Here is an 11794-nt window from a genome sequence, read left to right as displayed (position 1 = left end):
TTTTCTCCTTTTTGAATAGCCATTCAACAATTGCCTTTTAATAATAAGGTTTGATTTTACCTTTTTCTTCAAAAACCATGCCTTCTTGTTCCATCTTGGCCCGTTTTTCACTAGCGTCGATATTCAAAACGAAAGCAATCGCTACGGATAAGACCCATAAGCTATTTCCCCCTTGGGATAAGAAGGGGAAGGTCACTCCTGTAGACGGAATCAAACCAGAAATTCCTCCGATGTTAATGAAGGTTTGCACTAAGATCATCCCACCGATCCCAATGGCCATCATCGAATTAAAAGGATTCTTTGCTCGAATACCGACTAAAATGATCCGAAGAATCAAGAAGAATAAGAGAGCAAGGATCAAGCTAGCTCCAACAAACCCTAATTCTTCAATCACAATCGCAAACACAAAGTCTGTGTGCGCTTCTGGTAAGTAACCTTGTTTTTCAATGGAATTTCCTAGCCCCAAGCCAAACCAACCACCGTTACTCATGGCATAGTAAGAATTAGCTAATTGGTGACCTGCGCCAGACAAGTCATTAAAAGGGTTAAAGAAGGCACTAAAACGTTTGGCTACATAACCAAAGACAGGAATTTTAGCGACACGGTCCACACCGATGATCCATATTGAACCAAGGACAATGGTGGATGCTCCAACAACTAAACCAAGTAAAGAGGTAAACCAACGGTAGCCCACTCCACTAGCCGTAATCATGATCAAGACCGTTAAGGCCAAGATCGTCGCATTTCCCAAGTCCGGCATAATCACAACGATTCCAATCAGAATCAAGGTCAGCCAACGCCAATCGTTTAAATTCCTTGGAATCCATTCATTGTGGGTCAAGGCTTGATAATCATAATCGCGTATCTCGTCTTGTCGTTTAGAAAAGATCAAGGCTAGATACCAGACTAAGATCACCTTGAGGTATTCAGCCGGCTGGATACTAAACCCTCCAGGAATCGTCAACCAACCGTGAGCCCCATTGACCGTATCTGTGATAAACCTAGACAAAATCAACAAAATCACTTCAGCAAAAATGACAACAGCCAGTACTTTTTTATTTCGAAGGAAATCTAAGCTAAATTTATAAATCAGGGCGATGGTTAGGAGACTAAGGATAAAAAAGAGTCCCTGTGTCCGTACCATCCGAATCGAACTCACTCCACTTTGAATTGCCAAGGCACTTGTTGTCGAATAGACAACAATCAAGCCAATGATGGATAAAATCAAATAGGGAATGAGGATGGAATAATTTAAAAGATGTCTTTTTTCAATTTTCATAATTCACCATATTCCTAATGTTCAACCTTCATTATATCATTTTTAAGAAGCAAAACCAAGGAAAGGCCAGAAAAGATTCGGCTTCTTCCCTATTTTCAAGAAATATTCTAATCATTCTTCTTATTTTCATATATTTTTATCCTTTTTCGATGAAAAGATTCCTTTTTTTTTGAAAATAATGGCTGAAATCAGCATCTTTTAAGCATTAAGTTTTGCCTTTTCGTTTTTTTTACGGTAAAATGTTTCTGTATGAGAAAAAGGATAAAACCCGTTGTTCTCTTGGTCTTTTTTATCGGTTTCATTTCTTTTCTCGTTCTTTCACGAACGATTGCCGATCTGCAAGCCAGAGAGCGACAAGAAACAACCCAAACGATTCCGAACTCCAATACACCTAAAAAAACAACCACTGCAAGCTCTTCTTCTCAAAAAGAAGAAGACATCAATCCAGAACTGGTTGGCCGTCCGATCATTGATATCTCAGGCTGGCAATTGCCTAGTGAAATTGATTACGATGTCCTTTCCCAAAATGTGGGAGGTGTAATCGTACGTGTCCATAGTGGGGCTCAAGCTAAAAAGGAAAATGCAGCAACCTACTTAAATGGTCTGGATAAATCTTTTAAAACCCATATCCAAGAATTCCAAAAACGAAATATCCCTGTCGCAGTCTATGCTTATGTCGCTGCTAAGGATAAAAAAGAAATGGAAAAAGAAGCAGAGGAATTTTACAAGGCTGCTTCTCCTTACAAACCGACCTACTATTGGTTAGACGTTGAGGAAAAAACCATGAAGGATATGAATGCAGGCGTTGAAGCTTTCCGAGCAAAACTACAAGCTTTGGGTGCAAAAAATATTGGACTCTATATCGGAACTTACTTCATGGAAGAACATAGTATCTCCACTGATAAATTTACGGCTCTTTGGATTCCTACTTATGGATTTGATGATGGCTACTATAATGCCGCGCCAGATACTAACACGGAATACGACTTGCATCAATATACCTCTCAAGGGCAATTAAATGGATTCTCACACTACTTGGATCTCAACCAAATTGCTCCGACGCAAGACCAAGAAGCGATTTATCGGAAACTTTTCAAGGTACAAAAAGATAACTCTTCCTCATAGCCTTAAAACAGCAGATCAAGTGGCTTTCACTTTTTCTGCTGTTTTCTATTTTTCAGGAGAAGGCAATATTGCCACTATTATATGTTATAATGGTCTAATGAAATCTGGTTTTGTAGAGAAAAAGAGAAAAGGAGAAAGCCATGGCAAAAAAAAATAAAGTGAAAAAAACCTTGGTCGAGCAGATCTTAACAAAAGCAAAAATTGAGCACATAGGCTTACAAATCAACGCCCTTGAAGGAATCATTCCAGATGGGATTACGACCGATCAAATCTTTAAGACACTGGCTCTAACAGGCGATAAAACTGGTCCTGTCATCGGGATTATTCCCATCTCTGCCCACTTGTCAGAAAAAAAATTGGCCAAACTCTCTGGCAATAAAAAAGTTAGTATGATTCCGCAAAAAGACTTAGAAAAGACGACGGGCTATGTCCACGGAGCCAATAATCCTGTTGGCATTCGACAAAAACACAACTACCCTATTTTTATTGACCAGTCGGCCCTTGATCTAGATCAGATGATTGTCTCTGCAGGTGAAGTTGGTCACAGTATTCAAATCAAGGCGCAAGATTTAGCTGATTTTGTCAAGGCTAGCTTCGAAGACTTAGTCGAGTAAAGGATAAAACCAATATGAAATTATATTTTGTCCGTCACGGACGTACTGAGTGGAATGAGGAGGGACGTATCCAAGGGGCAAATGGTGACTCTCCGCTTTTAGAATCTTCCGTCCAGCAGTTAAAAGCCTTGGGCCAGCATTTATCTCAAACATACTTTGATGCAGCTTATTCAAGTGACTTGCCTAGAGCCGTCCATACTGCTCAAATCATTCTCGAGCAAAATCAACATCCTATCTCCCTCCAAAAGACTCCTGCTCTACGGGAATGGCGGCTTGGTAGGTTAGAAGGTAGAAAAATTGTGGAGTTGAAGGCTCTCTATCCGGAGGAAATGAAGGCCTTTCGTCATAATTTAGCTAAGTTTCACCACGATATTTTCGGAGCAGAATCCGTTGAAGAAACCACCCAACGGACCGGAAATTTTATCAAAAGTTTAAAAGACCAGTCTGGCGAGGCCATTCTAATCGTTGGCCATGGGGCTAATTTAACCGCTTCTATTCGGAGCCTACTTGGCTATAAGCCAGAGGAACTCCGTAAAAACGGTGGCCTCAACAATGCTAGTGTGACCATTTTGACAACAGATGATTTTGAGCACTTTTACTTAGAAACTTGGAATGATACCTCTTATTTAGAGACTAAAAAACACTGATTGCAAGATAATTGTTTTAGAATAGAGGCAAAGTTCACTTAGAAACTTTCCTTAGGTGAATGCGGACGTCAGCGAACTTCGAAGAAGTTCCATGACTTAGTTTTGGACCTAAGGCTCCAAAACTCCCGAGTTCCTGAAACAATTTAGTTTCAGGAACTTTTCTCACTGCGGAAAGTTTTTAATCTTCTTAAATAACAAAAAAATAGTAGATATTTTTTGAAAATCATCTAGTTGTCTTATGTAAAACAATAGTCTGTATACATTCAAAAACACTGATCATCAGATCAGTGTTTTCTTTTAGCTTATTTCATAGTTGGGAAGAGAAGGACGTCGCGAATTGTTGTTACATTGGTCAACAACATAACGAGACGGTCAATACCAATTCCAAGACCACCTGTTGGTGGCATACCATATTCGAGGGCTTCAACATAGTCATAGTCGATGCCTGTAGCTTCGTCATCTCCCAATTCTTTCGCGCGCGCTTGCGCTTCAAACCGTTGCAATTGATCGATCGGATCATTCAATTCCGTGAAGGCATTCGCATACTCTTTGGTCATGATGAAGAGTTCGAAACGGTCAGTGAAGCGTGGGTCTTCTGGATTTTTCTTAGCCAATGGAGATACTGCTACTGGGTGACCGTAAACAAAAGTTGGTTGTGTCAAGGTTTCTTCAACGAATTCTTCGAAGAAGGCATTGATAATTTGTCCCACTTCTGTGTAGTGTTTTTCAACCGGTACGTGTTTTTCGTTTGCCAGTGCTACAGCTTCTTCAAAGGTCATGTCTTGCCAGAAGTCAACACCTGTGATTTCTTTGATCGCATCAACCATGTGAACCCGTTTGAATGGTTCATTGATTTTGATCTCTGTTCCTTGGTAGTCGATTGGACCATCACCATGGACCGCTTTCGCAGCATGTTGGATAATGCCTTCTGTTAAGTCCATGATATCGTGGAAGTCAGCGTAAGCTTGATAGACTTCGATCGAAGTAAATTCAGGATTGTGAGTGGCATCCATTCCTTCGTTACGGAAGATCCGTCCGATTTCGTAAACGCGTTCCATCCCACCAACAATCAAACGTTTCAAGTGAAGCTCAGTCGCGATACGAAGCACCATGTCAATGTTTTGCGCATTGTGGTGAGTGATAAATGGACGCGCAGATGCTCCACCAGCTTCATTGTGAAGCACTGGTGTTTCCACTTCAAGGAATCCTTGACCATCTAAATAACGACGGATTTCAGAGATAATTTTTGAGCGAGTTACAAAGCGTTCGAAGCTTTCACGGTTTGAAATCAAATCCAAATAACGTTTACGATAGATGGTTTCAACATCTGAAAGTCCGTGGAATTTTTCAGGCAAAGGACGAAGGGCTTTTGACAAGTGAGTGATATGAGTGGCTTTAATCGAAAGTTCACCCATGTCTGTACGCATGATTTCCCCTTCAACACCAAGGAAATCACCAAGGTCTGCTTTTTTGAAGATCTCGTAGTTTTCTTCTCCAACAGCGTCCTTACGAACGTAGATCTGAATTTGACCTTCACGGTCTTGAAGATGGGCAAAGCCAACCTTTCCTTTTCCACGTTTGGTTACGAGACGACCGGCAATAATTGCTGTTTCGTTCAATTCGTGGAGTTGTTCTTTATCTAATTCTGAATATTTTTCTTTTAATTGACCTGAATTTGCAGTACGTTCGAATCGCTTCCCAAATGGATCGATTCCTTGTTCACGAAGGGCCGCCATTTTCTCACGACGGACAATCTGCTGGTCATTCAATTCTTCCATATGTTCAGTAGTCATTTGGAACCTCCTAAGTTATTCTCCCCTATTCTATCATATTTAGGCCAGAAATTCACTAATATTTACCAATTAAACAAAAATAAGGCTAGGTAAAATGTAACCTCTCGAAGCTATACTCAAATAATATCTGAAAACTGTCGTTGACTGCTTAAACTGTTTAACCTGTACAGGGCGAGATGATTGAAAAGGTTTCGACAAGCTATTCCACAACAGCATCAAAAAGGAGCGTGGAGAATCTTGATCCATTCATCCTGACCCGCTCCTATTTTTTTATTCATAACGCAGTGCTTCGATCGGATTTAACTTAGAAGCCTTATTTGCTGGTAAAATTCCAAAGATGATGCCTACAAAAGCAGAGAAAATAATACTGCCGATAGCGACATTTAAGGAAATAATCGGCGGTCCTTCTAGGGAGGCTGCTGCGAGTGTAGTAATCAAGCTATTCACACCATAAGCAAGGCCAAGTCCAATCAGTCCACCAATGATGGTCAAGACCATCGACTCAATCAAAAATTGAACCAAAATCTTACCTCGGGTTGCTCCCAATGCTTTGCGAAGTCCAATTTCTCTCGTCCGCTCTGTCACAGAAACCAACATGATATTCATGACTCCAATCCCGCCAACCAAAAGGGAAATCCCTGCAATGGCACCGATCACTGACGTCATAATTCCTACTACTTTATTGGTTTCCTCTAGGATGCTATCCAAATTAAAGATTTGAAATTCTCCCTGGCGAACACCTGAAAGTTCTGTTAACTTTTGAGCAGCTTCGATCCCAACGGTTTTGATCTGTTTCACATCCGGTACATGGACGACAATATTTTGAATTTCATCGGTTCCGAATTCAGATGCCAGCTGGGTATTGGCCATCAAGGCACTTCCACCTGAGGAAGCTCCGTAAAGAGCTGTTCCTGCATTTGGATCCTTGAAAATACCAACGACGCGATAATTGTTGTCTCCAACAGAGACCACCTGATTCAGTGGATTCTCCGTTCCAAATAATTGTTGGGCCAATCCTTCATCAAGGAGCACCACCCGGGAGAAATTACTATAGTCTGAAGGGGTTAATTTTCGTCCAGATAAGAGCTCAACCTTTTTGACAGAAAAATAGGTCTCATTTACCCCTTGAATGTTCACTCCGTCTGCTTTTTTCTTTTGAAAAGCAATAGTTGCATTGGAGGTATTGCCTACATAATAGCCATCGATTCCTTGAATCTTGGTTAATTCCTTGACCCAAGATTCTTGCACAACTGGTGGTGCTTCTTGAACTTGACCATCAACATCTTCAGCGTTTTCCCCATCAATATCCGATGGAGCAGTCATCCCTCGGTCTTCAGCTGCAGGGCCACTTTCGCCTCCGCCTTCTCCTGTATCATCAGAAGGGCCAATATTGATCCCAGTCACATAGCCACTCTTGTTGGGAGAATAAGAGATTTGTACATACTCTTGGTCCTTGGTGAAGGTCTTGGTAACACCAGCCTTCATACCATCTCCCAGTGCCATGATGACAACAACAGAAGCAACCCCAATAATGATCCCCACCATGGTCAAGAAAGACCGTAATTTATGGCTCATAATCGAGCTGATCGCAAATTTCCAATTTTGCATTAGGTCCCCCTTTCCAGCTTGCTATCTGAGGAGATCACTCCGTCACGAATGACGATGCGACGATGCGCAAAGGCTGCAATTTCTGGCTCGTGTGTAACCATGATAATGGTTTTTCCTTCTTGGTTTAGCTTGGTCAACAAGTCCATTATTTGCTCTCCCGTCTTGGTATCTAGGGCACCAGTCGGCTCATCTGCTAAGACAATGGCTGGCTGATTGACGAGAGCTCGAGCGATCGCTACCCGCTGTTTTTGACCTCCAGAGAGTTCCGAAGGCAAATGGTGCATGCGAGAATGGAGCTCTACCTTTTCAAGGTACTGCTCAGCTAATTCTTTCCGTTTAGCAGGATGAACTCCTGCATAAATGAGAGGCAGTTCCACATTTTGAAAGGCATTGAGCTTAGAGAGAAGAAAGAATTGTTGAAAGACAAAACCGATCTGTTCATTTCGAACACGTGCTAATTTTTTCTCACTGAGATTTCCAACCTCCTGACCTTCTAGAAAATACTCTCCACTGGTCGGGCGGTCCAACAAGCCAATGACGTTCATCAAGGTCGATTTCCCTGAGCCAGATGGACCCATAATGGCCACAAATTCTCCCTCTTCGACTTCTAAATCGATGTCTTTTAAGACACGAAGTTCCTGGTCCCCGTTTTTATAGGTTTTATTGATTCCTTTTAGTTCAATCAATTTTGTCATATTTTCCGATCTCTTTTCCATCTTCCAGTTTCTCATTAGGATTCACAATAACTTGAGCATCTTTCTTCAAGCCTGACAAGATTTCCTGATTTTCAGCATCGGCGTTACCAAGCGTCACTTTTACTTTCTTAGCCTTGCCATTTTCGACCGTCCATACATAACTCGTATCCCCATCAGCCATGACACTTGTCACGGGAACAAGGGGATGTTGAGTAGAACTTTTGACTTCAATATTGACAGAAAAGCCTTGTTTGAGTTCCCCAATCTCACTGGTAATATCCACTGTGAATGGGTACTTGGCTCCACCGCTTCCTTGTGTTCCACCTGCTGCATTGGTGCCTGCTTGACCCGCGTCGGTCGGATAGTTGGCTACATAAGAAATCTTTCCTGTCCAGGTTTTATCCGGATAAACCTTGGAAGTGAGGACCACTTCCTGACCTTCAGAGATATTGGCCAAATTGTATTCAGACAATTCCCCTTTGACTTGTAAATTCCCGTTGCTCACAATGTGAACCAGAGTTTGGTTGGTCCCTGTAGTCGATTTTGAAACATCTTTATTGACTTCGACCACGGTACCATCTGTATTACTCCTAACTGTTGTCGCATCCAGAAGAGCCTTAGCCTTGTTCATATTATCGACTGCATCCGACTTAGCATCTCGTAAATCGCTAGCTTGAGAATCGACTGTTCGCTGGGTCTGCGAAGCTGATTTGGCATCTGCTTCTTCATCGCCTGTCGTATCAATGGTCACACCATTTGTCAGTAAGTCATTTAACTGACGATCTGCCTTATTGACAGCACGAACGGCTGCATCATAAGCGGTTTGGGCCTCTGTACTGCTATACTGAACAATTGGCTGACCGGCCGTCACTTGATCTCCTACATTGACCAAAATCGACTGCAAATCCCCTTTGGTTCCATCAAAATAGACATACTGTTCCTGGTTGGCAGTGACTTTCCCAGTTAACAAGACTGAAGAAGCGATCGATCCATCCTTGACCGTTTGCACCATTGGAGTTTCTTTCGTGATTGCCTGATCAGGTGTAGTTGGGTGCGAAAACACCATCACACTTCCTGTTCCAATCACCGCAATAGCTGCACCTGCAGCTGCAAAAAGTTGCCATTTTTTCAATTTCTTCATCGTTTTTCTCCATCAAAGAAAGCGTTTTATTCTATACCATAGTATACCATATTTCCTTACTTTTCTATCTAAAATTGACACGGCAAAATGAAATTTAAATGCTTGGTAACATGCTAAACCCTTGACTTTTGTAACAGTTGATATTACAATCAAACTGAAATCCCATTTAGGAGGAAAACATGAAAGAATTTGATATTATTTCAATCGGTGGAGGTAGTGGAGGAATCGCTACCATGAACCGGGCTGGGGAGCACGGAGCGCGCGCTGCTGTCATTGAAGAAAAACAATTGGGTGGCACCTGTGTCAACAGAGGATGTGTGCCTAAAAAGATTATGTGGTATGGTGCACAAATTGCAGAAGCTATTCGCGATTATGGACCAGACTATGGATTTACTTCTGAACAAACAAGATTTGATTTTGCAACCTTAAGAAAAAATCGCGAAGCCTATATTGATCGTTCCCGTAATTCCTATGATGGCAGTTTCAAGCGAAATGGAGTTGAACGAATTGAAGGACGTGCCCGTTTTGTGGATGCTCATACGGTTGAGGTAAATGGAGAAACCATTAAGGCTAAGCATATCGTGATTGCGACCGGTGCCCATCCTTTTATCCCTTCTGTTCCTGGAGCTGAATTTGGCGAAACTTCTGATGATGTCTTTGCTTGGGAAGAACTCCCTACATCTGTTGCCATTATCGGGGCTGGCTACATCGCGGTGGAACTAGCTGGTGTGCTCCACCATTTAGGAGTCCAAACAGACCTCTTCATCCGAAGAGATCGGGTTTTACGTAGTTTTGATTCCTACATTGTCGATGGCTTAATGGAAGAAATGGAAAAACAAAACCTTCCGCTTCACAAACATAAGGTTCCCATGAAGCTTGAAAAATTAGAAGACGGTCGTGTGAAGATTTATTTTGAGGATATGACTAGCCACGTGGCAGATCATGTTATCTGGGCAACAGGACGAAAACCAAACGTCCAGGACCTCAATCTAGAAGCTGCAGGTGTCACCTTAAATGAAAAAGGATTCATTGCAGTGGACGAGTACCAGAATACAGTTATTCCAGGAATCTATGCTCTTGGGGATGTCACAGGAGAAAAAGAATTAACCCCTGTCGCTATTAAAGCTGGACGCACTCTTTCTGAACGACTATTCAATGGAAAAGTCAATGCCAAAATGGATTATACAAATATCCCGACTGTTGTCTTTTCTCACCCCGCTATCGGAACCGTTGGCCTAACGGAGGAAGAAGCCCAGCAAACTTATGGAAAAGAGCATATCAAAGTCTATACTTCTCAATTTGCTTCCATGTACACTGCTGTAACCCAACACCGCCAGCAAGCAAAATTCAAACTCATCACTGCTGGTCCCGAAGAAAGGGTCGTTGGCCTTCATGGTCTTGGCTACGGAGTCGATGAAATGATCCAAGGATTTGCAGTTGCTATCAAGATGGGAGCGACAAAAGCTGATTTCGACGCAACCGTCGCCATTCACCCAACCGGATCCGAAGAATTTGTGACAATGAGATAAAACATAAGCTTGAAGTTGTTCCACTTTAAGCTAAAAGGACTATTTTAACAAACAATAGTCCTTTTTCATTTATCTGATTTTTATAAAATCCTTAAAATTTCATAGATAAAATATTTTTATTGTTAAAATCTTACTAATTTGTGATATAATTCACTTTGTAGATGTCTTTTTTGAAAATAGACGAGTGGGGGGTGCACTTTTATTAATGTCGTCTTAAAAGACACCTATAAAAATTTCTCAATTTTGTAAGTTTTTGGCAACAACATACAAATTGATGTAAATATTGGAGAAAAATGGGAGAAGAAAATGAAAAAAATGAATCTAAGTAGACTTGCCAAAGTCTTCTTTATTGTATTTTTACCATTATTATTCATCGTATTGTCGCAATCTGATATGGTAAAAGCTGGCGATGTCAGCAACAATATTAGCTCACTTACTGTTTCATCAGAAGAAATCACAGATGGTGGACAAACAACTGTTAAGTTTACATTTGATGAGCATGCACAAAAGATTCAACCGGGGGATACATTAAAAGTTAATTGGACTAGTTCTGGAACAGTCTTTGGGGTAGGATTTAAAAAGACTATTCCACTAAGTATTGACGGAACTTACGTTGGAGACATGGTCATTACAGATGGATCTGCGACAGTTACTTTCAATGAAGCTATCAAAAACCTTCAAAACATTCGCGGTTGGGGTGAGTTTGAGATTGAGGGTCATAACGATACAGCAACCGATAAGGAGCATGTTGGAAAATTCACTATTATTAGTGGAGCTAGAAAAGTAGAATTAAACGTTAAGAAAATGGCTACTGGTGTTAACAGCGCTCCATTCTATCTCAAAGCGGGTGATATGCACGCGAATGATCCTGAACATATTCTTTGGACACTAACCATTAATGCAATGAACTTAGATGTAGATGGTGATGTTCGTGTTGAAGATGACATCCAAGGTGGTCATTCACTTGTAAAAGATAGTTTTAGTATTACTACTACAGGTAACAAACCAGGATATTACGGTGGCTCAACTGCTATCGATGATTTCTTAGCAGCCTTTCCTGGAGCAACTTTCACAATTGATGCAGCAGGAAAAATTACGGTTACTATTCCTCAAAGTGAAATTAATAAGACTGGTGTCCTGATCTTTTACCAGACTAAAGTAGAGAATGAAAATCAAAAGAATTTCTTAAACAATACTAAGGTCTGGTATCACGTTAAAGGTGAGCAAGCCGTTGTTGCCAAGGAAGTAAATGCATCTGTTGCAAATATTAATGCAAACGGTGGAGTGGATGGCGATATGACATCAACCACTACAACAACCACTACTACAACTACGACTCAAGAGCCGACTACTACAACCACTA

The 11794-nt window shown here is 41.3% G+C and carries 10 protein-coding genes; 5 read left to right on the top strand and 5 right to left on the bottom strand.

Annotated elements, in window-relative coordinates; translation table 11 throughout:
• Positions 1–37: 37 nt before the first annotated feature.
• Entirely contained in the window at positions 38–1279 is a 1242-nt protein-coding gene (gene ftsW / locus HMPREF2893_RS03325) for a cell division peptidoglycan polymerase FtsW (protein ID WP_045759674.1), read from the bottom strand.
• A 249-nt stretch (positions 1280–1528) separates the two neighbouring features.
• Here ftsW and HMPREF2893_RS03320 point away from each other — a divergent pair, with 249 nt between their 5' ends.
• The 3 genes from HMPREF2893_RS03320 (at position 1529) to HMPREF2893_RS03310 (ending at position 3665) form a co-directional block, all read left to right on the top strand.
• The gene (locus HMPREF2893_RS03320) at positions 1529–2404 is read left to right on the top strand and encodes a GH25 family lysozyme (RefSeq protein WP_070674302.1); all 876 of its coding nucleotides are present in this window, start codon (positions 1529–1531) and stop codon (positions 2402–2404) included.
• 140 nt (positions 2405–2544) lie between these two features.
• Positions 2545–3018, top strand: a complete 474-nt coding sequence (locus HMPREF2893_RS03315; RefSeq protein ID WP_070674299.1) for an aminoacyl-tRNA deacylase — start codon at positions 2545–2547, stop codon at positions 3016–3018.
• A 14-nt stretch (positions 3019–3032) separates the two neighbouring features.
• On the top strand, positions 3033–3665 hold the full coding sequence (locus HMPREF2893_RS03310) for a histidine phosphatase family protein (RefSeq protein WP_070674296.1): 633 nt from the start codon (positions 3033–3035) through the stop codon (positions 3663–3665).
• A 302-nt stretch (positions 3666–3967) separates the two neighbouring features.
• On the opposite strand, the gene lysS is transcribed toward HMPREF2893_RS03310, so the two are convergent.
• From lysS to HMPREF2893_RS03290, 4 genes are all read right to left on the bottom strand, one after another.
• The gene (gene lysS, locus HMPREF2893_RS03305) at positions 3968–5458 is read right to left on the bottom strand and encodes a lysine--tRNA ligase (RefSeq protein ID WP_070674293.1); all 1491 of its coding nucleotides are present in this window, start codon (positions 5456–5458) and stop codon (positions 3968–3970) included.
• A gap of 270 nt (positions 5459–5728) precedes the next feature.
• Positions 5729–7066 (bottom strand): ABC transporter permease, encoded by a 1338-nt coding sequence (locus tag HMPREF2893_RS03300; protein WP_070674290.1) that lies wholly within the window; start codon positions 7064–7066, stop codon positions 5729–5731.
• Positions 7066–7761, bottom strand: coding sequence for an ABC transporter ATP-binding protein (locus HMPREF2893_RS03295; RefSeq protein ID WP_003002759.1), 696 nt, complete (start codon positions 7759–7761; stop codon positions 7066–7068). Before HMPREF2893_RS03295 ends, HMPREF2893_RS03300 begins: the two co-directional genes overlap by 1 nt.
• Entirely contained in the window at positions 7745–8902 is a 1158-nt protein-coding gene (locus HMPREF2893_RS03290) for an efflux RND transporter periplasmic adaptor subunit (protein ID WP_070674286.1), read from the bottom strand. The genes HMPREF2893_RS03295 and HMPREF2893_RS03290 overlap by 17 nt, the downstream gene beginning before the upstream one ends.
• A gap of 179 nt (positions 8903–9081) precedes the next feature.
• Between HMPREF2893_RS03290 and gorA the strand changes: the two genes are divergently transcribed.
• Together gorA and HMPREF2893_RS03280 are read left to right on the top strand one after the other, a co-directional pair.
• The gene (gene gorA, locus HMPREF2893_RS03285) at positions 9082–10431 is read left to right on the top strand and encodes a glutathione-disulfide reductase (RefSeq protein ID WP_070674283.1); all 1350 of its coding nucleotides are present in this window, start codon (positions 9082–9084) and stop codon (positions 10429–10431) included.
• A 315-nt stretch (positions 10432–10746) separates the two neighbouring features.
• Positions 10747–11794, top strand: a 1048-nt coding sequence (locus HMPREF2893_RS03280; RefSeq protein ID WP_261674173.1) for a collagen binding domain-containing protein, incomplete at its 3' end; no start/stop codon positions are given.

The organism is Streptococcus sp. HMSC072C09 (assembly GCF_001813105.1).
In the GTDB taxonomy this organism is placed as follows: domain Bacteria; phylum Bacillota; class Bacilli; order Lactobacillales; family Streptococcaceae; genus Streptococcus.
The sequence above is the reverse complement of the archived record's forward strand: the minus strand, read 5'-3'. Positions and strand labels throughout refer to the sequence as shown.

What these genes read in the sequence shown, in the direction of transcription:
- ftsW (WP_045759674.1), bottom strand. Translation starts at nt 1,279, where the DNA reads ATGAAAATTGAAAAAAGACATCTTTTAAATTATTCCATCCTCATTCCC.
- HMPREF2893_RS03320 (WP_070674302.1), top strand. Translation starts at nt 1,529, where the DNA reads ATGAGAAAAAGGATAAAACCCGTTGTTCTCTTGGTCTTTTTTATCGGT.
- HMPREF2893_RS03315 (WP_070674299.1), top strand. Translation starts at nt 2,545, where the DNA reads ATGGCAAAAAAAAATAAAGTGAAAAAAACCTTGGTCGAGCAGATCTTA.
- HMPREF2893_RS03310 (WP_070674296.1), top strand. Translation starts at nt 3,033, where the DNA reads ATGAAATTATATTTTGTCCGTCACGGACGTACTGAGTGGAATGAGGAG.
- lysS (WP_070674293.1), bottom strand. Translation starts at nt 5,458, where the DNA reads ATGACTACTGAACATATGGAAGAATTGAATGACCAGCAGATTGTCCGT.
- HMPREF2893_RS03300 (WP_070674290.1), bottom strand. Translation starts at nt 7,066, where the DNA reads ATGCAAAATTGGAAATTTGCGATCAGCTCGATTATGAGCCATAAATTA.
- HMPREF2893_RS03295 (WP_003002759.1), bottom strand. Translation starts at nt 7,761, where the DNA reads ATGACAAAATTGATTGAACTAAAAGGAATCAATAAAACCTATAAAAAC.
- HMPREF2893_RS03290 (WP_070674286.1), bottom strand. Translation starts at nt 8,902, where the DNA reads ATGAAGAAATTGAAAAAATGGCAACTTTTTGCAGCTGCAGGTGCAGCT.
- gorA (WP_070674283.1), top strand. Translation starts at nt 9,082, where the DNA reads ATGAAAGAATTTGATATTATTTCAATCGGTGGAGGTAGTGGAGGAATC.